The sequence below is a fragment of the Lacticaseibacillus salsurivasis genome (assembly GCF_036246225.1).
Classification (GTDB): Bacteria; Bacillota; Bacilli; order Lactobacillales; family Lactobacillaceae; genus Lacticaseibacillus; species Lacticaseibacillus salsurivasis.
Genome location: NZ_BTTP01000013.1, coordinates 32,764 through 56,869 on the forward strand (window position 1 = coordinate 32,764; position 24,106 = coordinate 56,869).

The 24,106-nt window shown below is 50.9% G+C and carries 21 protein-coding genes; 13 read left to right on the plus strand and 8 right to left on the minus strand.

Annotated features, from left to right (window positions below):
* Window positions 1-59 precede the first annotated feature (59 nt).
* Window positions 60-1,292, minus strand: coding sequence for an aminopeptidase (locus AAA927_RS09295; RefSeq protein WP_338217614.1), 1,233 nt, complete (start codon window positions 1,290-1,292; stop codon window positions 60-62).
* A 309-nt stretch (window positions 1,293-1,601) separates the two neighbouring features.
* Here AAA927_RS09295 and AAA927_RS09300 point away from each other — a divergent pair, with 309 nt between their 5' ends.
* The 5 genes from AAA927_RS09300 (at window position 1,602) to rfbB (ending at window position 6,973) form a co-directional block, all read left to right on the plus strand.
* A complete protein-coding gene (locus tag AAA927_RS09300) occupies window positions 1,602-2,213 on the plus strand; it encodes a TetR/AcrR family transcriptional regulator (RefSeq protein WP_338217615.1) in 612 nt (203 codons plus the stop codon).
* Between the two features lie 64 nt (window positions 2,214-2,277).
* Window positions 2,278-3,636 (plus strand): DUF2252 domain-containing protein, encoded by a 1,359-nt coding sequence (locus tag AAA927_RS09305; protein WP_338217616.1) that lies wholly within the window; start codon window positions 2,278-2,280, stop codon window positions 3,634-3,636.
* A 96-nt stretch (window positions 3,637-3,732) separates the two neighbouring features.
* Window positions 3,733-4,752, plus strand: coding sequence for a YihY/virulence factor BrkB family protein (locus tag AAA927_RS09310; RefSeq protein ID WP_338217617.1), 1,020 nt, complete (start codon window positions 3,733-3,735; stop codon window positions 4,750-4,752).
* A gap of 64 nt (window positions 4,753-4,816) precedes the next feature.
* Window positions 4,817-5,887, plus strand: a complete 1,071-nt coding sequence (locus AAA927_RS09315; protein ID WP_338217649.1) for an endonuclease/exonuclease/phosphatase family protein — start codon at window positions 4,817-4,819, stop codon at window positions 5,885-5,887.
* A 75-nt stretch (window positions 5,888-5,962) separates the two neighbouring features.
* Window positions 5,963-6,973 carry a dTDP-glucose 4,6-dehydratase gene (rfbB, locus tag AAA927_RS09320; RefSeq protein WP_338217618.1) on the plus strand — a complete coding sequence of 337 codons (1,011 nt, stop codon included), beginning with the start codon at window positions 5,963-5,965 and terminating at the stop codon, window positions 6,971-6,973.
* Between the two features lie 43 nt (window positions 6,974-7,016).
* Here rfbB and AAA927_RS09325 read toward each other — a convergent pair whose 3' ends face one another.
* Window positions 7,017-7,322, minus strand: coding sequence for a hypothetical protein (locus tag AAA927_RS09325; RefSeq protein ID WP_338217619.1), 306 nt, complete (start codon window positions 7,320-7,322; stop codon window positions 7,017-7,019).
* Window positions 7,323-7,407: 85 nt separating this feature from the next.
* A complete protein-coding gene (locus AAA927_RS09330) occupies window positions 7,408-7,866 on the minus strand; it encodes a flavodoxin (protein WP_338217620.1) in 459 nt (152 codons plus the stop codon).
* Window positions 7,867-8,089: 223 nt separating this feature from the next.
* Here AAA927_RS09330 and AAA927_RS09335 point away from each other — a divergent pair, with 223 nt between their 5' ends.
* Genes AAA927_RS09335 through AAA927_RS09345 form a run of 3 tightly spaced genes read left to right on the plus strand, consistent with a single transcriptional unit; the run spans window position 8,090 to window position 10,823 of the window.
* A complete protein-coding gene (locus AAA927_RS09335) occupies window positions 8,090-9,025 on the plus strand; it encodes an NAD-dependent epimerase/dehydratase family protein (protein WP_338217621.1) in 936 nt (311 codons plus the stop codon).
* An 18-nt stretch (window positions 9,026-9,043) separates the two neighbouring features.
* Complete coding sequence (map, locus tag AAA927_RS09340; protein WP_338217622.1) at window positions 9,044-9,838, plus strand: type I methionyl aminopeptidase; 795 nt, start codon at window positions 9,044-9,046, stop codon at window positions 9,836-9,838.
* A 55-nt stretch (window positions 9,839-9,893) separates the two neighbouring features.
* Window positions 9,894-10,823, plus strand: coding sequence for a glycosyltransferase family 2 protein (locus AAA927_RS09345; RefSeq protein WP_338217623.1), 930 nt, complete (start codon window positions 9,894-9,896; stop codon window positions 10,821-10,823).
* A 56-nt stretch (window positions 10,824-10,879) separates the two neighbouring features.
* Here the strand turns inward: AAA927_RS09345 and AAA927_RS09350 are convergent, their stop codons facing one another.
* Together AAA927_RS09350 and AAA927_RS09355 are read right to left on the minus strand one after the other, a co-directional pair.
* Entirely contained in the window at window positions 10,880-11,101 is a 222-nt protein-coding gene (locus AAA927_RS09350; RefSeq protein ID WP_338217624.1) for a DUF2922 domain-containing protein, read from the minus strand.
* 34 nt (window positions 11,102-11,135) lie between these two features.
* A complete protein-coding gene (locus AAA927_RS09355; RefSeq protein WP_338217625.1) occupies window positions 11,136-11,345 on the minus strand; it encodes a DUF1659 domain-containing protein in 210 nt (69 codons plus the stop codon).
* A gap of 231 nt (window positions 11,346-11,576) precedes the next feature.
* Here AAA927_RS09355 and AAA927_RS09360 point away from each other — a divergent pair, with 231 nt between their 5' ends.
* From AAA927_RS09360 to AAA927_RS09370, 3 genes are all read left to right on the plus strand, one after another.
* Window positions 11,577-12,650: a phosphomevalonate kinase gene (locus AAA927_RS09360; protein ID WP_338217626.1), complete on the plus strand. Its 1,074-nt coding sequence runs from the start codon at window positions 11,577-11,579 to the stop codon at window positions 12,648-12,650.
* 262 nt (window positions 12,651-12,912) lie between these two features.
* Window positions 12,913-13,866, plus strand: a complete 954-nt coding sequence (locus tag AAA927_RS09365; RefSeq protein WP_338217627.1) for a glycosyltransferase family 2 protein — start codon at window positions 12,913-12,915, stop codon at window positions 13,864-13,866.
* A 31-nt stretch (window positions 13,867-13,897) separates the two neighbouring features.
* On the plus strand, window positions 13,898-14,320 hold the full coding sequence (locus tag AAA927_RS09370) for a GtrA family protein (protein WP_338217628.1): 423 nt from the start codon (window positions 13,898-13,900) through the stop codon (window positions 14,318-14,320).
* A 172-nt stretch (window positions 14,321-14,492) separates the two neighbouring features.
* Here AAA927_RS09370 and AAA927_RS09375 read toward each other — a convergent pair whose 3' ends face one another.
* Entirely contained in the window at window positions 14,493-17,156 is a 2,664-nt protein-coding gene (locus AAA927_RS09375) for a GW dipeptide domain-containing protein (protein ID WP_338217629.1), read from the minus strand.
* 458 nt (window positions 17,157-17,614) lie between these two features.
* Between AAA927_RS09375 and AAA927_RS09380 the strand changes: the two genes are divergently transcribed.
* On the plus strand, window positions 17,615-19,177 hold the full coding sequence (locus tag AAA927_RS09380; RefSeq protein WP_338217630.1) for a C39 family peptidase: 1,563 nt from the start codon (window positions 17,615-17,617) through the stop codon (window positions 19,175-19,177).
* A gap of 145 nt (window positions 19,178-19,322) precedes the next feature.
* Here AAA927_RS09380 and AAA927_RS09385 read toward each other — a convergent pair whose 3' ends face one another.
* Window positions 19,323-20,801, minus strand: a complete 1,479-nt coding sequence (locus tag AAA927_RS09385; protein WP_338217631.1) for an LTA synthase family protein — start codon at window positions 20,799-20,801, stop codon at window positions 19,323-19,325.
* A gap of 32 nt (window positions 20,802-20,833) precedes the next feature.
* The gene (locus tag AAA927_RS09390) at window positions 20,834-22,324 is read right to left on the minus strand and encodes a hypothetical protein (protein WP_338217632.1); all 1,491 of its coding nucleotides are present in this window, start codon (window positions 22,322-22,324) and stop codon (window positions 20,834-20,836) included.
* A 357-nt stretch (window positions 22,325-22,681) separates the two neighbouring features.
* Between AAA927_RS09390 and AAA927_RS09395 the strand changes: the two genes are divergently transcribed.
* A complete protein-coding gene (locus AAA927_RS09395; protein ID WP_338217633.1) occupies window positions 22,682-24,082 on the plus strand; it encodes a sugar transferase in 1,401 nt (466 codons plus the stop codon).
* Window positions 24,083-24,106 lie beyond the last annotated feature (24 nt).

The following is a 24,106-nucleotide window of genomic DNA, read 5'->3' on the forward strand; positions in this document are numbered from 1 at the left end:
CCAACTTGAGACCATAAGAAAACCCGTGCATCGCTGCACGGGTTTTCATATACGCTCAATTAGGCCCAATCGCCATTGCGGAAGATTGGAATCACTGTGCCGTCTTTCTTGATGCCGTCGATGTTCATCTGGGCGGAACCCATCATGAAGTCGACGTGGGTGTCAGCGACATTCAAACCGCGGGCGGTCAGCTCTGCTGGCGTTAAGTCCACGCCGCCTTTGATGGAGAATGGATAAGCGGCGCCAAGCGCCATGTGATCCGAAGCATTTTCATCATACAAGGTGCTGAAGAAAATCAAACCGGACTGGCTAATCGGAGAGGGGTCTGGCACCAAGGAAATCTCGCCGAGACTGCGGGCGCCGTCAATGGCCAGCAGGTGCTGCAGCACCGCGTCGCCTTTGTCGGCGTGGGCCTCAACCACCTGACCGGCCTTGAAGGTGAAATGCATGCCTTCGAGGATATTGCCAGAGTATGAAAGCGGCTTGGTGGAAGCAACCGTGCCATCGATGCGGCGGTTGTCCGGTGCAGTGAAGACTTCTTCGGTGGGCATGTTTGCCATGAAGCTTTCGCCCCGCGGGTTCAACGAACTGCCGCCGGCCCAAATGTGGTCAGCTGGGAGGCCCACGGTCAAATCAGTGCCAGGCGCGGTGTAGTGCAAGGCATCGAATTGTTCAGCGTTGAGCCAGGCGGACTTATTGTGCAGGACTTCTTCATGGGCGTGCCAGGCCGTGACGGGGTCGTCGGCGTAGATGCGGACGGTTTTGAAAATGGCATCCCAGAGGTTATCCAAGGCCGTTTCCGGGTCGTCATCAGGGAAGACCTTGGCCGCCCATTTTGGCGATGCGGCGCCGATAATGGTCCAGCTGATGCGGTTCGAGGAAATAGCATCACTGAGCGGCGCATAGGCCTTTTGGAAGCCGCGCTGGTAAGCGGCCACGCGGGCAGCATCGATGCCGGCGAGGTTGTCAGGATCGGCGGAGTGCACCGTGATGCGCTTGGCGTTGTGATCCAGCCAGTAGTTGAACATGGCGCTGGTTTGCGGCGCCTGGTTGGCCAAGCGGTCATCAGCCAGGTTGGCCATATCTTGGCGCTTGATAAAGTCATCTTGCCACCAGACCTGGACTTCGGCGGCGCCGCGCTGATAAGCTGTGGCGGTAATCAGATGCGCGAGAGCGAGCTGATCGGTGCCAATCTGCAGGTAAACCGTGTCGCCAGGCTTGACGCCAACGCCAGTGTCCACCGCGAGAGTCGCATATTTTTGCAAGAGTTCGTCAAAATGAGGAAGTGTCATGAAAAGTGCCTCCGTTTCAAATGATTTCCTTATATTGTACCGGTTATCGTGAGAGGCGTCTATCTTGAGCGTCACGGTCGGTGGTTGAGATAACACGGTCGGTGTCAGCGAGAATACGGGCGTAAAGGCATTCACTGAGCGTATTCCAGGTAAAATATGCCCCAATTCGCATGAAATAGAGAATTCTAATAAATATATTTGCCTTTTATATATTTTTTGGTAAAATAACAGTGTGTTAAGTAAGTTAGTGTAAGAACGAGTTGGGAGCGTCTCCGATTAGCCTCGGAGCAAGAAAGTGGGGGAACACTTTTGGCAAGAAAGAAAACAATTACGCACGGGCAGATTCTGACCGCGGCGTACGGTTTAGTGGTCGAGGAAGGTTTTAAAAGCTTCACGGCCCGCAACGTCGCTAAGCGCATGGGGTGCTCGACGCAGCCGATTTATCTGGAATTCCGTAACATGGAAGACCTCAAAACAGCCGTGATGGACGAGATCAAAGCCACTTTGGCTTCGAAAATTGCGCGTCGCTTCACCACCGATCCGGTGGTTGATTTAGGCCTGGCCTACATCAACTTCGCGCTGGAGAATCCAGTGCTGTACCGGGCCGTGTTTGTGGAAGATCACTTTGGGGTCACCGACATGCGCGAATATGCGATGACCACCGCGCTGAAGCGCCTTGATACTTATGCTCTGGCCGAATCCTTAACTGATGCGGAAAAGCGCAACACGATTATGGGATTATGGATTGTTGCGACTGGGATTGCCAACTTAATGGCGCCTGGTTTTATCGATATCACCCGGGAACAGATGATCGACATTCTCAAAGCCGTGATTCAAGATTTCATTATTAACAAGCGGTTTTCCGGTGACGCTGCGGCGGCGTGCTTAGCGCCTTCCATTGCAAGTTCCATTGCAGGTTAGAAATTCACCTAAGAAGTGGTAGGCTAGAGGCAACTCTAGTCTATTTTTTATGGAGGCAAAGCACATGCAAGCAGATATGGCAGCGGAACTCAAACGGTTGCAGGCGCAAACGACTGTGACTTCAATCAAGGGTCTGCACGAGTTGGGCAAAGCGCACCGCGACCAGGTGCCCATCACGGCGCTGGGACGGCGGCCGGTCATCAAACGCGACCCCGTGGCGTTCATTGACGCCATTGAAAGTAATCTGATCAAAGAGCTGCTGCCGCAGCGCCACGCTAAAATGGCGGCTAATCCGGCGGCGTTTTTCCGCGGCACCGCCGAGCTGATGGCCTATGACTTAAGCCATGAAGCGCAATCCGGGCTGCGCGTCTTAACCGATGGGGATGTTCATCTGCAAAACTTCGGCTTCTACGCCTCACCGGAGCGGCAGCTCCTATTTGACCTGAACGACTTCGATGAAGCGGCGCCGAATGCCTTCGAATACGACGTCAAACGCCTGACGACTTCGATTTATTTGTTTGGCGCAGATCAGCATTTTGAAGAATCCGCATTGGATGACCTGGTCCAAGACGTGGTGCGTACCTACCGCAAGGCATTGAAAAATGCCTTCAAGCAAGGGGCTTTGGAACGCTTCTACGCCAGCACCCCGGTGGAGGAGCTGATTGCCGACCTGCCAGAAGAAGACGCGGCCTTTGTGCGCACCATGGCGGCTAAAGCGGCCAAGCGCGATAACCAAGCCACCGTGAAGAAATTCACTGAACAAGTGGGCCAGCGGCGCCGGTTCAAAGATGACGCCCCGCGGTCGGTGCATGTCGACCAGGGCCTCGAAATTGCCTTGATGAAAGGGGTGCTGGCTTATCAGCAAACTACCCGCGCGGATGTGGCGCTGCTGTTGGGGCAGTATCACATCACCGATATCATTCGCCACAGCGTCGGTATTGGCAGCTTTGGCACGAGCTGTTACCTGGTGCTGCTCACCGGGCTGGGTGGTAGCCACTTGGTGCTGCAGGTGAAAGAAGCCTTGCCACGCCGGCGCGAACTGGCGCCGAATGATTTCACTGTCGATCAGAAGCGGGAAGCCAGCGAAGGTCAGCGTATCATTGCCGCCACGCAGATTTTGCAAAAAGCCTCGGATCCTTTTCTGGGCTGGTTCAACTTGGGTGGGAAGAGTTTCTACGTCCGGCAATTTCGTGATATGAAAGGCTCGATTGACGTCAGCACCCTGGACTGGCGGCAGTACGCAGCGTATGGCCGAGTTTGCGGCTACCTGCTAGCGATGGCGCATGCGCAAAGTCCAATGGCGGCGATTGCGGCAGGGTACATGAATAAAACCTTTGATGAAACCATTCAGCATTGGGCGAAGGATTACTTGCATCAGGTGATTGATGATTATGCGGCGTTTGTGGCCAAGTATGGGCACTAAAGCCGCCTGCCATTTTCTGAAACCTTTCTTTCACCGACATGGTTTTGCTATAATTTAATTGAAGCGGACTATTACAAGTGTGAAAGGAGCGCCGTGATGAGCAAGGAAACTAAGCGCCCAACCCAGCGCGTTCACAGCGCCAAACTCACCGCCGCGCAAAAAGAGGCGGTACATAGCGGCCGCGTGCCGCTCGCGTCGCTGCAGGTGGCGCGGCACATTAAGCTCGGCGAAGCGATTAAGTTAATGATTGATCGCATCATGGATGCCCAGATTGGCAGCATGGCAGCGGCGCTGGCGTATTACACGCTGTTATCGCTGTTTCCGATGTTCATTGTGTTCGGGAACTTACTGCCGGTCTTTGGCTTCAGCTACTACCAAATCCAAGGCTACCTCGGCCAGATCATTCCTGAAGACGTGATGAACTTCATCAATCCCATTATCCAGAACCTGATTGCCAGCAGTTCTGGCAGCGTGCTTTCCGTCGCTGGGGTGGTCACGTTGTGGACGGCGGGGATGGCCGTCAGCGGCCTGAAAACCGGCTTTAACCGGGCCTATGAAGTCGATGCCAAGCAAAATTATCTGGTGCAACGCCTGCTTTCGATGCTGATGATTTTTACCCTGGTGATTTTGCTCGGCTCCGTCATGGTGGCCTTTACTTTTGGCCGGCAATTCTTGGAATGGTTGGTGCCGCAGCTCGGGCTGTCCACTCAGTGGCTGGCGACCTTTAACACTTGGCGCTGGCCGGTGACGCTCTCGGCGCTGGCCATCGTGGTGCTGGTCATCGACTATTTCTTGCCCAACGCGCGCATTCACTTCTGGACCGTGCTACCGGGCGGGATTGTGACCATTGCCGGTTGGCTGGGGTTATCCCAGGCGTTTTCCTGGTACATGCGCTATTTTGGCACGCGTATTTCGACTTACGGCACCTTAAGCACCGTGATTGTGTTGCTGCTATGGCTGGACTTCATGGCGATGCTGTGGCTGATTGGCGCCGTGGTCAATGCGATTGTGGCGGAATACTACGGCGGCCGCGCCAAGGGTAGCAAGGGTAAGGTGCATGATTTTGTTCGCCGCAATCAAAAGCAGCTTAAGCAACGGCGGTTGGAACGGCGCTGAGTGACAGTACACCAAGAATTTCCCGCTTTCTGGTGAAGGCGGGTTTTATATAGGGGAAATGATGATCAAAAAAATCGTTAAGGGTATTGGAATTGGCATCGGGGCGGTGGCCTTGGTGGTGGTCGGGTACGTCGGGTATCTGTTCGCCAGCTACCACCGGGTGCCGGATAATCAGCCGCTGAAGGTTGATCAGGCCAAGGCGGCCGAGACGTTGAAGCCGGGGCAGACTTACCGGGCAATGACTTACAACATTGGGTACGGGAGTTATCCTCCGAGCTATAGTTTCTTCATGGACGGCGGCAAATACTCGCGGGCGTACAGCGCCGCGGCGGTGCGCCGGAGCCTGAACGGGGTGGTCAAAACCACGCAGCAAGTTGCCCCAGATGTGGCGTTTTACCAAGAGGTGGATCGCGATGGCGACCGGTCGCGGCACGTGGATGAGGTGGCCTTGCTGGGACAGGGCCAGCCGGAGTCTGACTTGGTATTCGCGCAAAACTACGACTCTGCGTACCTGTTTTTCCCGGTCACCCAGCCCATTGGCGCGGCCAAGTCGGGGTTGGTCACCACCAGCAAGGCGAAGATCAGCTCGGCGCGGCGTTACCAGTTACCGGTGGATACGGATTACAACAAGCTGATGGATCTCGACCGCGCTTTTTCCATGAGTACGGTGCCAGTCGCGAACGGCAAATCACTGATTCTGGTCAATGTGCACTTGTCGGCCTTTACCCCAAACCAGGCGGTGCAACAGGCGCAGTTCACCAAGTTGTTCAAGTACATGGCCGCCGCCTATGCTGATGGCAACTATGTGATGTTCGGTGGGGATTATAATCACCGCGTGCTCAAAAACGCGCCGGCTGTGTTCCACACCAGTGCCAAGCCGCAGACGTGGACGCATCCTTTTCCAGTGGAGCAGCTGCCGGCTGGCTTCTACCAGCCGACAGCGGGCCTTGCCGCGGCAGCTGTGCCGTCTGCGCGGGGGCTGGACAAGCCGTGGTCGCCCAAGACCAGCTTTAAGACGTTGATTGACGGCTTCATCCTTTCGCCGAATATCGAGGCTAAGCAGGTCCAGGTGGTCGATACTGGCTTCAAGTATTCTGACCACAATCCCGTTCAGCTACGCTTTACGCTTAAATGAGCACCGCCTGTGCATCCACAAAGGGACTGCACAGGCTTCTGGTTTGAATGACAGCTGGCAGTCAGGGGGGATAAGATGAAACTTCTTGTCACAGGCGGCGCCGGGTTTATCGGGGCTAACTTTGTGCGCTACGTTCGCCAGCACCACCCAGCAGTGACCATCATCGTATTAGATAAGTTCACCTATGCGGGTAATCGGGCCAACTTAGCAGACGTGCTCGGCGACCAGGTCCGGCTGGTGGTGGGCGATATTTGCGATGCCGCTTTGGTGGGGCAACTGATGGCGCAGGTCGATGCCTGTGTCCATTTCGCCGCGGAAAGTCACAACGACAATGCCTTGCGCGATCCGCGGCCGTTTCTGGAAAGCAACGTGATTGGCACTTACACCTTGCTCGAGGCGGCGCGGCGGTATGACGTGCGGTTTCATCATGTGTCGACTGATGAGGTGTACGGCGATTTACCGCTGGCCACGATTGGCGCAGCAGAGTTGAAGTTCACCCCAGAAACTCGCTATTTGCCTTCTAGCCCATATTCGGCGACCAAGGCGGCCAGTGACATGCTGGTGCACGGCTGGACCCGCAGCTTCGGCGTGCGGGCCACGCTGTCCAACTGTTCAAATAATTACGGGCCTTATCAGCATATTGAAAAATTCATTCCGCGCACCATCACGAATATCCTCGCCGGGCGCCGGCCGAAACTTTACGGCACCGGGCGCAATGTGCGGGATTGGATTAACACTGCGGATCATTCCGCAGCGATTTGGACGATTTTGACCTGCGGCCGGATTGGGGAAACTTACCTGATTGGCGCCAACCAAGAGTTGGACAATTTGACTGTGATGCAGCTGATTCTAGAGGCGATGGGGCAGCCCAAAGATGCCTTTGATTTCGTGACGGATCGGCCGGGCCATGACCGGCGTTATGCCATCGATGCCAGCAAGTTAACCCATGAACTTGGCTGGCAGCCGCAAATGACTGATTTTCGCGCCGGGTTGAAGCAGACTATTCAGTGGTACAAACAACATGAAGCCTGGTGGGCGCCGAAAAAAGCAGCGGTGGAAGCAAAATATGCGGAACATCAGCAATAAAAATACCGCCGTCCAGCTGAGGATGGCGGTATTTGGGTTACGTTTAGACCCGACGGTAAGATTGGACTAACGCTAACCCGATGATGAGGAACCAAACGCCCGCAACACCAAGTAGCGCGAGCGCCACGACTAGGCCAATTTCACCGCCGCCGTACTTGAACAACTGACTGATGACAAAGGCAAATCCGGCCAAGGCGAGCAAGCCGATGAGGATGAAGCCGCCCGCAATCAGAGCAAAAGTCACCTTTTGCCTCTTGCTGCGCTTAACGTTTTCCGCAATGTGCAAGGCTAGTTTGATTAACCGGGAGTAAACACCTGCGGCCAATAGCCGCTCGATATATCGGTTCATGTCAGCGTCCGCCATCATTTTGCCCGAATTATACCGCTGCCATTTAAAAAAGCCAGCACGCAGCTGGCCGGTTATTGCAGATGGGTTAAAGGCTTTGCGCCTTGTTCTTCAGGTCCAGACAAAACTTCTCTAGCGCCTTAATGTCGTCTTCTTCTGGTGTCAGGTCGATTTTGACATTGGCTGCGCCTTTGGTGGCCCCAGTAGCGGCAAACGCCTGGTCAAAATCGTCGACGCTGGTGCAGAAATCATCATAGAAACGATCGCCGCTGCCGCAGCAGCCGTAGACCTTGCCGCTCAAATCAAGCGTCTTGAGATCATCGAAGAAGTCCACTGCTTCATCAGGCAGGACGCCTTCACCGACATCGGAGTACGTGTAAGTGGCCACCACGCAGATATCTGCGTCTTGAAAATCCTCGGCCATGGCCTGTGAGACCTCGGTGGTTTCGACCTCGTAGCCGTAGTTTTCCAACTCTTCCTCGACGATGCCGGCGATTTCCTCATTATTCCCAGTCATGCTGGCATATACGATTTTTGCAGTAGCCATGAATATTTCGTCCTTTCAGGTTCGATTTGTCCGAATTAGTATAGCAGAAAACAGGGGAAAGGACTAGGAAGGGAAAAGGCGGTGTAGCTGGGTGCACTTACTACGCCAGAAGTAGCTACCTGTCGGGCGAAGCGCGCTCCGCTCCCCAGCCTTTCTTCGTTATTTTCCCGGGTTGTGTTATGATTTATCGTGAATTGTAATGAGTCGCATAGGGAGTGAAAAAATGAGTAAGTATTTAGTGACAGGCGGCGCGGGCTTTATTGGCTCGAACCTGACCGAACAGTTGTTGACAGAACCGGAGGCTGAAATCACCATTGTGGATGATTTGTCGATGGGACTGAAAAGCAACATTCCAGATTCGCCGCGGGTAACGTTCATTGAACACTCAATTACCGATCATGCTTTCATGAGTCAATTGCTGGTAGATGGCCAGTTCGATTACATCGTTTTGCTGGCGGCGATTGCCAGCGTGGCGGACTCCGTGGAGCGGCCGTATCAGACGCATCTGGTCAACCAAGAAGCTAACCTGAACATCATTGAAACGCTGCGCGCCAAACAGATACCGTTCAAGAAGCTGTTCTTCTCCAGCTCCGCTGCCGTCTATGGCGAGCTGCCAGAAATGCCGAAGCGCGAGGACCAGGCGGTGCAACCACTGACCCAGTACGCCGTAGACAAATATGCCACCGAGCGCGCCATCATTAACTACAGCCGGCTGTATGACATGCCGATGGTCTGCGTCCGGTTCTTCAACGTGTACGGGCCAAAGCAAAATCCGAAGTCCCCATACAGCGGCGTGCTTTCCATCATCATGGACAGCCTGTTGAACGACAAGCCGTTCACGTTCTTCGGCGACGGCTCGCAAACCCGCGATTTTGTCTATGTCGGAGATGTCGTTAGCGCCATTGTAGGGCTTTTGCACACGCCGGCAGCTAAGGCCGATGTCTTCAACATCGCCAACGGCAAGCAAACCGCTTTGATGACCGTGGCCAAGCAGCTTGAAACCCTCACCGGCAAGCACCTGAACGCCAGCTTCAAGCCAGAGCGGGCCGGTGATATTCATGATTCCTATGCCGACGCCAGCAAAATTGACCAGTTTGGCTTCATGACCCACACGCCATTGGCTACTGGGCTGGCTCAGTACGTTGATTCCGTCAAATAAACAGGGAGATGCAAGTTTTTGATTACATTAAAATCACAGCGTGAAATTGAAGGCATGGCGAAGTCCGGCGCCATTTTGGCTGGTATGCACCATGCCGTCGCTGAAATCATTAAGCCCGGCGTATCCAGCTGGGAAATTGAAAAAGTTGGCCGCGAATACATCGAAAGCCACGGCGCCATTCCCGCCGAACTCGGGTTTGAAGGCTATAAGTACGCGACCTGCGTGGCCATCAACGATGAAGTGGCGCATTCCGTGCCGCGCAAAGGCCTGGATTTGAAAGACGGCGACATTGTCACGGTGGACACTGTTGTTAACTGGCAGGGGTACATGTCCGATTCCGCCTGGACCTACGCGGTGGGCACCATTTCCCCAGAGCGGCAAAAGCTTATGGATGTGACCAAAAAAGCGTTGTATCTGGGTATCGACCAGGCCGTGGTGGGCAATCGCCTTGGTGATATCGGCTATGCCATTCAGCACTACACCGAAGATGAAATGGGTTACGGCGATGTCCGCGAGCTGATTGGCCACGGCATTCAGCCGACCATGCACGAAGCGCCGAACGTCCCGCATTATGGCGAACCTGGTCATGGCTTGCGCCTTAAGGCCGGCATGACCATCACCATCGAGCCGATGATCACTACCGGCACTTGGAAGATCAAAGCCAAGCAGGTGCCGCATGATGACTGGGAATACTACGTCACCGCCGATGGCTCTGATTGCGCTCAGTATGAGCACACGTTGGTCATTACCAATGACGGCCCGAAGATTTTGACCAGTCAAGATCCAGTGGCAGACGCAAAATACTTGCTGTAAAATGAGAACGGCCAGGCCAGCAGATGGTCTGGCCGTTTTTTTGAGGAGGATGCGCATGTTATCGATCGTCGTGCCCTGTTATAACGAAGAAGAAACGGTGCCCTTGTTTTACCAGGCGGTCGAAGCCATTCGGCCGGAGTTAGGGGAATCGGTTGAGTACCTGTTTGTGAATGATGGGTCAAAAGACCACACGTTGGCTGAATTGCGCGCGCTGGCTTTAAAGGATAAGGCCGTCCGCTACTTGTCATTTTCCCGGAATTTCGGCAAAGAGGCGGCGCTGTATGCTGGCCTCCAACATGCCAAGGGCAGCTTGGTGGTGGTGATGGATGCCGATCTCCAAGACCCACCGGATTTGTTACCAAAAATGGTGACCATGCTCAAGCAAGGGGAGATTGACTGTGTCGGGACGCGGCGCGTGGATCGCAAGGGCGAACCTCCAATTCGTAGCTTTTTTGCCCGGCGTTTCTATAAGCTGATCAATCGCATTTCCGACACCGAGTTTATCGATGGGGTGCGTGACTTTCGCATGATGACCCGGCAAATGGTTGACGCCATTTTGGAACTGTCGGAGTACAACCGCTTTTCTAAAGGACTGTTTAGTTGGGTGGGGTTCAACACGACGTACCTGGACTACCCAAATCGTGAACGGGTGGCAGGCAAAACCTCTTGGAACTTTTGGCAGCTGTTGAACTACTCCTTCGACGGCATCGTGAATTTTTCCGAAACCCCGCTGAACGTGGCCTCGATCGTCGGCGCGGTGAGTTGTGTGAGCGCCGCGGTCGCCTTGATTTTCATCTTTGTGCGGGCGCTACTGTTCAATAATTCCGTCGCCGGCTGGCCATCCTTGGTCTGTATCATTTTGTTCCTCGGTGGGTTGCAACTGCTGTCACTGGGGATGATTGGCAAGTACGTCGGCAAGATCTACTTAGAAACGAAAAATCGGCCGCAGTACATCCTCAAAGAAACCAACGACGACCACCACTAAAAAACGCCTGTCCGACAGCTCGGGCAGGCGTTCAGTGCTGAATGGTGAATCAAATGCTAGACAGAGAAGTAGATTTTCTCGGTCGTCAGCACCAACTTGGCGCTGTAAGCAGACTGATACCAGCTGATATCATCGTTGCCGAAGAAATTCTGGACGGTGATCAATTCAACCAAGGCTTTGATGGCTTCGGGATCAACTGTCTCAGGAATTTCGCGGATGGTCAGATTCCGCTTTTTGTTCTGGCTGTCCAAAAAGGTCAACACAAGATTGCCTAGCATGAGCCTCTCCTCCTTTCTTCAAGATTGGGTGTCACTAGTCGGCTTCGACATCACTGGCGATGGTCACTTGGACGTTGGCCAGTTGGTCGCCTGGCAACAGCGCGGCCAGCGCCTTGCCGAATGCCAGCAGCTCAGCATCTTGGGCCGTTTGCTTGATGGACCCGTAAGTGCGGCTCAGGGTGTATTCTGGGTCGCTCGGATCATGGAACGTGAAACGCACGGCTTGTCGTTTAACGAGACGCATGGGCGATACCTCCCTTCATGATTTAGTCGTAGGATTTTGCCTACACTATATAAATCGATAACTCGGCCAATTTGAAACAGTGATTTGGAAAAAAGTTGAGATTTCGCTACAATAGGAGGGTTGGTTTCTTGAGAAATGGTAACAGTTGGGGCTTTGATTTGTTGCTTGCCACGGTTATCGCTATAATCAATGTGACAGAAATGAAAGATTCGTTGGAAGGGTTCTGATGATGTGGTAACAGCGCAGGCGCCAGGCAAACTTTATATTGCCGGTGAATACGCGGTGGTGGAAACTGGGTACCCCGCTATTATTGTGGCTTTGAATCAATTCGTGACCGTGACCGTGGAAAAAATGGCTGACTACGGCAGTATCGTGTCCAAACAATATCAGGAAAACTCCCTGCTGTGGCAACGGGATGGGGATGCGATGGTTTTCGACAACCGGGACAATCCGTTCCACTACATCCTCAGCGCCATCAACCTGACCGAAAAATACGCCCGCGAGCTCGGGAAGCCGCTGGCGCTCTATAAGTTGTTTGTTGATTCCGATTTGGACTCCGATGACGGGAAAAAATACGGGCTGGGCAGCTCGGCCGCAGTGACGGTGGCCACAGTCAAGGCCCTGAATAAATTCTATGACCTGCAGATGTCCGCTGATCAGATTTACAAGCTGGCGGCGATTGCTCATCTGGATGTGCAAGGCAACGGCTCACTAGGGGATATTGCGGCTTCGGTGTACGGTGGGTGGATTGCTTACCGTTCCTTCGATAAGGCTTGGCTCGCCGCTGAGCGCAACAGTCACACGTTGGCCGAGCTGCTTGAAATGGATTGGCCACAATTGCAAATAGATTTGCTTGAAGCCCCAGCGGAAATGCGGCTGCTGATTGGTTGGACTGGTTCGCCTGCCTCAACCTCACGTTTGGTGGACAAGATTACCATCGCGAAAGCCAAGAAACGTGCCCAGTACGAGGCGTTTTTGACAGAAAGCAAAGCGACCATTGAACAGTTGATTAAAGACTTCCGGGACCATTCGCTGGCTGGGATTCAGACGGGAATCCGCCACAATCGGACGTTGTTGAATAACCTGGCAGATTTCTCTGGTGTGGCAATTGAGACGCCACTGCTTAAGAAGATGTGCGAGTTGGCCGAAGCCAAAGGCGGGGCAGCCAAATCCTCTGGGGCTGGCGGCGGCGACTGCGGCATTGTACTGATCGAAAAGCAACAACCGATTGAGCATTTGTTGCGTAGTTGGCAGGCAGCCGGCGTGGAAGCACTTGATTTTCAAGTCCATTTAATCCAAGAATAAAGCCAAAGCTAAGTTAACGCAGGCGCTTCTAGCATCACTGAAGCACCTGCGTTTTTTGTTGGTCCCCAAAACAATCCGTGCTTGTACTTGCAGATAATACAATTAAATTTTATAATTATTGCAATCAATAGCCGATTGGGAGTGATCGGTTTTTCTGGGCTAGGCGGAGGGGGTCCCGCCGGGCATTGATACCAATGGCGGCAGTGTGTGGGTCATGATTTCCTGTTAGGTTTGGGCTGAAACATGATGGGAAGGGTTAACCATGACTGACATTCTGCTTGCTATTCCATGCTTTAACGAAGAAGCCAACGTGGAATCCGTGTACACGCGGATCAAGGCCGATATTGATTTCGCAGGGTTCGGTATTGAACCTGAGATTCTGTTTATCGATAATGGCAGCAAGGATCAGACCGTCCAAGTGGTCAAACAATTAGCAGCGGCGCATGCCGACGTTTCCTATATTTGCCTTTCGCGCAATTACGGCAAGGAAACGGCGATGGTCGCTGCTTTTGATTACTTTCATCACGATGCCATGATCATGATGGATGGCGATCTGCAGCATCCACCGGTGCTCGTCAACGATATGGTGAAGCTTTGGCAGGCCGGCTTCGAGGATGTCTATGCCAAGCGCAACAAACGGGCCGGGGAGAGTTGGTTCAAAATCAAAACCTCCAAGTGGTTCTATGAGCTACTAGGGGTTCTTTCCAGAACCCCGGTGACCCCCGATGCCGGCGACTTTCGCTTATTAGACCGCAAAGTCGTGGTGGCGCTTCGGCAACTGCGAGAAACCCAGCGTTACACCAAAGGCCTGTATAACGTGGTGGGATTTAAAAAGGCGGCGATTGATTTTGATGCCGCACCGCGGCTGCACGGCAAAACTAAATGGAGTTTTCGTAGCTTGGTCAACCTAGCATTGGAAGGCATCACTTCCTATACAACGACTCCGCTACGCTTATCGACTTTCTTAGGTTTCGTAGTGTCTGGTTTTGCCTTTCTTTACATGGTGTACGTGCTGATCAAGACGCTCATTATTGGACCTGACGAATCTGGGTTTCCAACGATTGTCGTGTTGATCCTGTTTTTAGGCGGATGTATTCTCATTTCCAATGGTATTCTAGGAGAGTATCTGGCACGGGTCTTTATGGAAGTGAAAAACCGGCCGCTATACTTTGTTGAAGAAAAGAAGACGCATGAAATCGATCAGCAGAAGAAATAATCTTTGCAGTGGCGGAGTGGACTGAGGAAAGATGAAAAAGCTGTTTATTAAAGGGAAAAACTGGCTTGAAGCGCGCAAGCTTTGGGATGTTTTTACGTATGTCTTTTTTGGTGCGCTCACCACCTTAGTGAATATTGTTGTCTTTGCCGTTGCCACACATGGCGGGCTTTCGTGGCAGCTCGCCAACTTTTTGGCTTGGCTACTGTCAGTGCTATTTGCCTTTGTGACGAACAAACTTTGGGTGTTTAACTCGCATACCGAGAATCTGAGCGCGTTGGTGTGGGAATTCAGTAAGTTCATCATCGCCCGAGTGGCCAGCCTGGGGATTGATTATGGGTTTATGTTGCTGTTTATTCAGGCGATGGGGATGAATGAAACAGTCGCCAAGATTTTGACTCAGTTCGCGATTGTGGCAGCGAATTATGTGTTTAGTAAGTTCGTGATTTTCAGATGACCCGGCTCATTGCTGCTTATTGTGAGCCGAGTGTGATTGGCATCAGTGCGTTTCAAGTCTTGAGGTGACTCGAATGCTGGACGATTAAGTCAAAAATGGGTCAGAGTGAAACTCCCCCAGTCGCGATACTGCGACTGGGGGAGTTGACTTGATGTGTGAAAATTTTGATTATCTAGCGATTGAGTTTTACCCCACGAGCATCAATCCAAAGCTGGCGGCCATTGCTGAGCTGAATTAAATAGAAATGGTTACCCGTCGCTGCGGACCTAGTCGTTGTGACTTCTTTGAGTATTTTGATGCTTTGCTTGTTGAACTGAAGGGCGTTAGTGTTTGGCAGTACTGACATCGCATCGGTGTAATACGGGGCAGAGTACAAACCATCACTTCGGCCAGCTTGGTTAATGGTTCCACTTAGAGACAGGGACTTCTCACTCACGATAGTGTCATAACTGATGGGTTTCAGCGCAAGCTTGTCAATCCACTTGGTGGTCCCGTCTGGCAGCTTAACCTTTGCGTAAGTGCCTTGACTGGTAGTTCCTTCTTCGAGGACAGTGACGCCTCTGCCGTTGAAGGCTGTTGCTAGGGTGTTAGGCGTTAGACTGTCAAGATTGCTCTTGTAAGGGTGTGCGTACAGGCCATCCTTGCGAGAGTTTTGATTAATGACGGCGGTGTAGCTCACCTGGACCTGGTCTCTGACAGCGTCAAGAGGTATCAGCGTGACACCACGAGCATCAATCCACAAACTGCGGCCATTAGCCAAGGTGATTTGGTAAAAGAGGTTACCTGCGGCGGCAGAGCGGTTCGTCGTTTTTTCAGCCGTGATTTCAACCAGTTGTTGATCAAACAGTTTGGCATTATGGTTTTCCGTGACCGTTAAGGCATCGGTGTACCATGGTGCAGAGTACAATCCGTCCTGCCGGCCAGACTGATTAATCCGGCCAACCCATGATAGGGACCTAGTAGCAGTCACTGTGTTCAGGTTCAGTAGCTTGATGCCACGGCTGTCAATCCAATGCCTGTTACCATTTGGCAACTGTATCTCATAGAAGTGATTGCCGAGTGCACTATTCCGTGACGTTGTCTTCTCGGTTAACACGGTCACGACTTGCCCGTTGAACAGTTTTGCGTTGTGATTTTCCGTGATGGTTAGCGCATCGGTAAACCAAGGCGCTGAGTATAGCCCGTCCTGGCGGCCAGTTTGGTCAATCACGCCAACACAATCAAGCTTGGTGGTACTGGTGACTTTGTCGTAGAAGTCTGTGGTTAAGCCACGTTTATCAAGCCATTCGACTCTGCCATCAGGAAGGGTTATCTCACAAAAAGTGCCATTTGGGATTGTCGCCTCAGCACTAACTGTGACAATATCGCCAGCAAACTTTGGGGCATTGGTATTGGGGTAGATGTTGGATAGCTTTGTGTTATAAGGACCATCTGGGTACAGGCCGTCGCTGCGGTTTGTTTGTACAATCTTGGCGAGATAGTTCGTCTTAACAGGATTGGTAGGGGTGAAAAAGGGCACTACTTTCACCGCACGGGTGTCAGTCCAGAAAGTCCGTCCGTCGACCAGTCGGACTTGGTAGAAGGTGTTGCCGGCCGCGCTACTCCGCGTTGTCGTTGCTTTGCTGAGGATTTGTACCGTCTGTCCATCGAAGGCGGTAGCGTTCGTGTTCGGCGTGATGGTCATGCTATCGGTGTAGTAAGGCGCAGAGTAGAACCCATCCTGGCGGGCCGACTGATCAATCCTACCGCCAAGATTGACTGCTTCTTTCGCGATAACCTTATCGTAAACAATCGTCTTCGAAAATAAGTTTAAGTAATCAATTGAAACATCCACACTTGAGTTGTAACCCGGGATTCTTGCCACCGAAGAAAACTGCCAAGCGCCATAATCGGGGTTCCAAAGGTTAGAAGCGCTTGGTGTGTATGGATACTGTGCCACCCAAGTTCGTGCCTTGCCAACGGTGCCGATAGCTTGGTTTGACCAGCTATAGTTCTTCCCGGTGTAGAGGACCTGATTCGTGTAGCCCTTAGCTTTCAGTGTGCTCCAGAAGGCGGTCAAATTGGTAGCGACATTACCGCCCACATCAGAGTCTTCTAGGTCAGCGACAACTGGGGCCGACTTGTCCACTCCGTTGCTCGTTAAGGCGGCGGCATAATAGTTGGCCTCAGCAACCGCTGCAGTTTTAGTCGCAAAGTGAACATAGTGGTAGGTTGCAACCTTCAATCCCGCGTTTTTCGCATACTTGAGTTGTGTCGCAGCATATGGATTGGAGTAGGAATTGCCTTCAGAGGCTTTCACAATGACCGCCTTGACCCCAAGCTGTTTGAGGGTGTTGTAGTTGGCTTGCGTCATTCCTTTTTGATAAGAAGCTACGTCAATCGTATCCACTCTCGGGAACCCGGCCTGGCCAATAGTGAAGCTCGTGACCGTGTCAGCAACCTGAATGATTTGCTGACTCCGTCCTGTTTTTTTGTAATCTTCTGCAGCCTCCGCTTTGGCGAATGCCAACCAAGCACTGGCCTGGTTGGCCGTAATTGTATAGGGCATGCGCAGATAGTGGGTGCTGGAGGTCGACCCAGTTTCGTTGATATCGCTTGAAGTGAAGGTATGCTGGCCTTGATCGCCTAGGGTGCCTTGCTCGATACTGGCCTGGCTGTGATGATTGGTCTCGTGGAAGTCTATTGTTTTAAGGTTCGTAATTGGTGAAGTGGTATCGGTGGCCGAACTCGCAGCCTGCACTGTTGAGGTTGGCACCGGAGCAGCCATTAACGTCAATAGACCAAGTCCTCCCCAGGTGATGGTGTTGATAATCAGAGATTTTTTTGAATATGCCATTTTGTCCTCCTAGGCCATTGATGCGATAGCCTTATTCTAGTGAAAGAATCGTGTTATTTCAATGAGTCGTATTTATTTGGATTGAACTGTAATATTTGTAATAATTGAGTGATTAACTATATAAACTAATTTTCAAGAATGTTATTTTTAGCAACCAAGCATTGCCAGCTTGCGGGTGCAGCAAGGTAGCAAATCCCGAACATTGCATCTGAAATTAATCAAAGCAATCTTGTTTGCGGCAAATCGGTGTTCGCTGGATACTCGAACATTCTAGTGATTGTGCCAAGATATTCAGGAGGAAAAATGATCTTGAATTCCCACACCCAGGTGAAAATTTTGCGTTTTGTGGTATTCTGACACTAGATTCACTGGCCTTAATTGCTGGGAATGTCGCCAGTACGATGGCGAGGTTCATGCCACAACCTGAACTGGTGCGGTTATAGGGAGGATGGGGATACATGATGAAGAGGATTTGGGTCCTTTTATTTGCGGCGACGATGCTGTTCGAGGCCAAGCCTAGCGTGATTCATGCTGATACTGAAACAGTTCCGACAGTTCGGTACACGACTCAGATACAGAACAAAGGTTGGTTGTCCACTGTTGTAGATGGTGCTGTTTCTGGCACCACTGGGCAAAACCTACGGATGGAGGCAATCCGCCTCTCCGTCGGCAAGTTACCAGCTGGTATGACTGGGGGAATTGCTTACTCGGCCCATGTGCATAATATTGGGTGGCAGGCTGAGGTTTCGAACGCGGCAACGGCAGGGACAGTTCAGCGGTCCCTACAGATGGAAGCCATCAAGATCCACCTGACTGGCGACCTTGCGACGACCTACGATGTTTTTTACCGGGTTCATTCACAGAACATTGGTTGGACCGCTTGGACCAAGGACGGTGGAGTTGCAGGCAGTGTTGGTATGAACTGGCGTATCGAAGCAATTGAGGTTCAACTGGTTAAAAAGGGTGCCCCCGCACCGAGCGATGCAGGAGCGACTGACTTTCCAGCTCTGATAAAGCCAGACGTCCGATACGTTGTGCACTCACAGAATATAGGCTGGGGTGTCACCCAGGAAAACGGGGCCACTGCAGGGACGATTAACCGGGCACTTCGGGCAGAGGCTGTGCGAATGAGCCTAAGCCACCCAACGGCTAATCTGAGTGGCAGTATCGTTTATCAAACTCAGGTCCAAAATCGCGGGTGGATGAGGCAAGTCGCCAACGCGGGAACAGCAGGGACGGTTGGTCAAAATCTGCGGATGGAATCTTTCAACGTGAAACTGACTGGGCAGATGGCGCATTATTTTGATGTTTATTATCAGGCCTATGTTCAGAACCGTGGCTGGATGGGCTGGGCTAAGAACGGTGGGAATGCAGGAACAGAAGGCGCCAGCCTGCGGCTAGAGGCCCTGCGTGTGCAATTAGTGCCGAAGTTAGCCACCGCGCCTGGGAGCACAAAGAATGCATTCATCAAGCAAACTAGCCTGGTCCTAGGTGTGCCTTTCATTAGCCAGAATGCTAACGGTGCTCCAGAAGGTTGTGAAGGCGCGAGCGCACTTGAAATACTGCACTGGAAGGGGCTGGCCAAGCAGTATAATCTGACAGCATTCCTTAAAACGATGCCTTACGCTAAGGATACCAATCCTAACAACGGGTTTGTGACCTCACCATTCTACGTTGATCGGTCGGGCGTGCTACAATCCATTTTTCCGAAGGCCTTTGTCCCATGGATCAGTCGTTTTGTGAAAACGACAAACATCAGCGGTACGAATGCCGATGGCTTTATCAACGAGATTTCTGCGAGGAAACCAGTGGTTGTCTGGACAACCTATAAGTTTCAGGCGCCTCGGATAAAGCATTACGCTTGGGGGACTGGAATCAGTAATCTGCATGTTGTCGTTATCGACGGTTACAATTCAACCGCGTTCCACGTCTCAGATCCTATTCTGGGTCAGATGTGGGTCAGCAAGTCGAGTCTAATGGCGGGGTATAATGTGATGAAGTATGCGGTGGCATTGGGGTAAAGTGTTCGAGGCAGGTCGCGACCCAGCTTTGAGGAGCAGGGGCGAAACAAAATAATAGTAAAAAACTCACCTTCTCATTCAAAAATGGCTGGAGTAGTGCATTTAACGCACTATTGTCACCAGGAACGAGAAGCGTGAGTTTTTTCTACTTTGACTGGAAGCCTGCTGCCAGTGAATACTGTTTTCCGGCAACAATATCATATTGAAGTAGTTGGTAATCATGAAGCAGTTTTTTTTGTTTAACAGTTAGGGTATCGTAGTTGACCTGTTGGCCATTGCTAGTGACAAAGCTCATGCCATCAGTGATATCTGAAGTGCTTTCACTACGGGTCCATATTGTTGGTAGGTCTTGTTGAACCTTCGTCAATAAGGCAACGAATGGATTGACCTTAGCATTCGCCTGTGCGTAGGCGAGTGCGATAAAGTCCGAGGACCCAACCTGTTTCGTGTTTGTCAGCTTGGTCTTGGCTCCGTGTTGGCGAGCATACTTGTTGGCGTAAATAAAATAGTCGGTTTGATGAAGTTGAACAGCATACTTGGCGATAGTGTCGACGCCATTATAGAGTGCCGCCAAATGATCGCCGTAAAAAACCCAGATGATAGGTTTTTGGATTTTGTCAATCTGCTTTACAAAATCAGAAACAGCTTCATCAGAGTATTTCAGCCCTTGAGCGTAAGTTTGAAATGCTGCTTTGGTGGCACTGTCCTTGATGGCAGTCCCACTCATACTGTAGGGTGAGTTGCCATACTCGTTGGCAGTATAAGGCATGTGGTTTTGCATAGTAACGAGGTTGATAAATTGGCTGCCTTTATGTGACTTTATTTGTGCAACAGCGTTTTTATACGCAGTTTCATCAGAGAGATAGGGACTCTTTCCCAGGCGTTTTTGATACCTGATGGGATAGGCGGTATTGTCCAGATTCTCGAACTTGTTAAAACCAAACTTCTTGTATACAGCTGCTCGATTGTAAAAGCTTGCAAGATAAGGGTGAATCGCGGCAGAGTACGGGAACTGCGTCGTTACCGCAGCGCCTTCTTTTTGACGACTGACGGTTTGGTTGTATGGCGTCGTCAAGGTCTTATCTAAGTTGCCCAAAGACATCCCCGTGAGCGTCTCCCACTCCATATTGGCAGTACCACCACCATATCCATAGCTCATCATGAGGCCGGAAGTGGTTTGTTGCTTCAAGGCATGAATTACCGGCATCGGATTTTCGTTCATCGTCAGGTTAGGCACCCGAGCGGGATCAGAGAAGGACTCACTAAGGTTGAAAACGACAGTGGTCTGATCAATCTGATTAGACCGTGTTTTATTGATTTCTTTGGCGACCTTTGAATATTTTTTAACTAAGTGGTCTATGTTTGTTTTCGAGTAACCACTGGGTTCAGTCATCACTGTGACGTCAAGACTTCGTGCAAATTCGATGAAGGGGCCATTCGCTTGTGCCATCCATAACTCGTTAGCGTTGCTCATTGTGACTCCGAAATTGAGCGCAATTGTTTTACTGATTGCTTGAGGCTGATTGAAACTTAAAAAGCTAGCCAAAAAGCCTGCCGCAAGAATGGTCTGAGTTAACCTAACGGGCCAAGCAATCTTCCCCGGTCGGAAATGCCGTGCTGCCATGATACACCCGATGAAGAGCAGAATGATTCCAATCACTGCAAGAAACAGCACGAGTGGCGAAACCATGCCCAATAAGTTTCCGGCGGCAGTGATTTCGTATAGATCCGCCGGTAAAATGGCCTCGCTTCTGGCCCGACTTTGATAGCATTCGCAACGCACCAAGCAAGTGCAAGCGTGGTTACACTACCATAGGCGAGCCAAAAGCTAGTCGTTAGTCCTCTTACAATCCAAAAAAGACACATCAACAGAATTGCGCCTAGCACCATTGAGGAAAATCGTTTGAAAATTAGTGTTGGGATAATCGAAGCGAGAATCTGGTGAAGTCCGTTCTGTTTGAGGGTTGGATAACTGACAAGGGTGCTTATCAACTGAATCGTATAGAAGGTGGTGAAAGCTAAGCAGGTTGGCCACACGTAATGCCAATATTGCCGTAAGCGGGACCTGACCTCTCTTGGGGGGAGTTTGAGAAAATCTGTTACCTGCATATCGCCAAAAATTTTGTTTCCTAGTTGCCACATCTTGCTATGCAAAAAAAACATGGACAAAGCGAAGCTGACAATAAGTGCCAGCACCACCAAAGTGAGCGTGCTAACAATTAGCCAAAGTCCATGAGACCTTGAGATTGCACCAACTACTATGTTTTGAATCATTGGGATTAGCAGTTTGTAAGGTGAAGCAGCCGTCACTAAAATTAGGCCAAAGCCAGCCACACAAAACACGTTTTGGAATGAAGTTGCTTCAATAGGCTTGTCAATCTGCAGCGCATTCAAAAGCAAACGCGCAGGGATTAGAGTGAATACTGAAAGCAGACCGACCATTTGGCCAGCAGCTGACAAATTTTCTGGCGTCCCCCAGTGAGAGAAAGCTGCCAGGACGGGAATCGAAAGGAATCCTATTCCTGCCAACAGAATTGCGTGGAATATCGCATTGCGTTTGGATTGGTGTACTGGCAGCGATGCGACAATCCCGAACAAAATGGCAGCACTCAAACCAAAACCATTGCCAACTGCCCAGATATCCTGGCCAAACATCGGCAAGGCCAGAATCAATATCATGGCAAGCCACCAATTGCGTTCGTGACGTGTAACCGTTATGTACGGAGCAAGCATCCCAAACAGGATTGCGCCAGTCAAGAACGAAAAACTGTTGCGAACCACTGGGAAAAGGGCACTAATAAGTTGAGGCATTCCGACGGATCCCACTTGAGTGCTGAGATAGCTTGTTAGAGTAAAGCCTAAGATGATCCACAGTGACCAGCCATGAAAAAGATGGCGAAGGTGACCGCCAGAGTGGCCCAACTGGACGAATAGTACGAGGACGAGCATGTCCGTTGTGATGACTAGCCCCAGCTTGATACCCCACAACACTAGCCACTTAAGCAGAGATGGTGAATTTAGGAGGCGAGCATTGAGCAATCCATCGGCACCAAAAGCTTGTTGGAAGAGTACGAAACTGATTAAAAGTGCAATGAGGACAAACGCGGGCAATAGCCGAGTCCTCCATGATTGTTTGAGTTTAGACATCAGATCGAACTTCCTCCATAAATTGAAATCATAGCTAATAAAATTAACTATAGCCCGGATTTTGTGGCTTGACTAGAGTGATCTCCTATTTTTGCTATTTGAATTCTAGTCGGTTTGTTACCGAATTCTCTTGCCCCCAAAGTTGCAGCAATTATTCCGCGCCTCTCTGGAGGGACACAAAGATGAATGAGGGTTGCAAAACTGGAGATGTGTCAGACCAAATTCGCTAGAGCCGAGAAGCCGCGAGATTCCCTTAAATTTTGTTAAGGTACTGCGGGCAGAAACGGCCATATGGTATACTTCTCATTGATATGTTTGTCCTTAAGACAATTTAAACAATCTGGAGAGGGTTTGGCCATGCAGGCGAGGGAACAGTGGAGTGGGGTTAAAAGGTTATCGACCATCATCATCGACCTTGCTCTTTTTCATCTGAGTATCCTATTATCGTATTATTTTCGGTTTGGAATTACGATTCCGCAAGTGAACTTTTATACCTACGAGCATTCAGCAATCTATCTGTCGCTAGTGTTCCTACTTGTCAACTATCTTCTTGGGGTTTACGTCTATTACAACCGGAGAATTAGCGATGTTGTTTTCCTGACTTTTTTGGGCCAATTCCTGACGATTCTTGGTTTGATGGTCATTACTTTTATGGGTCGGCTCTTTGCCTTTCCACGCTCAGTATTGTTGCTGTCCCTAGTAATCAGTGTCCTCATTCTGTCCGTCTGGCGTACGGTTGTTTACTACCTATATATTTTGCTTACACCAGATAACTCTGTGGCTGTTGTCTCACTTGAGGACGAATTACCTGCTGTCATTCAGAATTTCTCCTCATCAAAAAACAACAAACATCGTGTCACACATGTGATTACGGCTCATTACTTGGAAAATGTGCTTCGAGTGATTGATGAAGTGGATATTTTTTACATCACCGACAGCATTCCTGATGATGCTCGGCGAGCAATTGTCGACGTTGTGATCAAGCACAATAAGCATCTGATGCTTCCATCAAACTTTGACAACCTGCTAATGTTACGGCCAAACCTAATGAACTTCGAAGACGAAAGTGTCATGGGAATCCGCGATTTTCGAATCTCGGCCGAAGACGCGTTAGTGAAACGCCTTTTTGACTTGATTGCGGCGCTGCTGATGTTCATCGTCGCGTCGCCTTTTATGCTGATTACCGCAATTTTGGTAAAGCTGACCTCACCAGGGCCAATCATCTATAAGCAAACTCGCATCACGCTAAATCAACGTGAGTTTCAGATTTACAAGTTCAGGACCATGCGGGCGGATGCAGAAGCAAAATCTGGTCCCATGTTGGCGCAAGCCAATGACGCCAGAATCACGCCTGTCGGTAAATATCTAAGAAAACTTAGACTCGATGAGCTCCCACAAATTTTCAATGTTCTTAAGGGAGATATGTCAATTGTTGGTCCAAGGCCAGAACGACCGGTTTTTGTCGATCAGTTTAACCGTGAGGAGCCGCACTACTACTTGCGTCACAATGTTCGTGCTGGCATTACCGGTTATGCGCAGGTATACGGTAAGTATGCTTCGGACTATCGTAGCAAGTTGAAGTTTGATTTGTTGTATATCAAGTGCTATGGTCTGACGCTGGATTTCAAGATTTTGCTGCAAACAATCAAGATTCTATTTGACAAGGTGTCCTCAGCCGGGGTTGACGAAGATGAGGAGCCGAGTGTGAAGAAGTTGAACGAAATTATTACTGAGAACAACATTGTGCATCTTGCGTAATGTTGTGACGAGTTGCAATGAGAT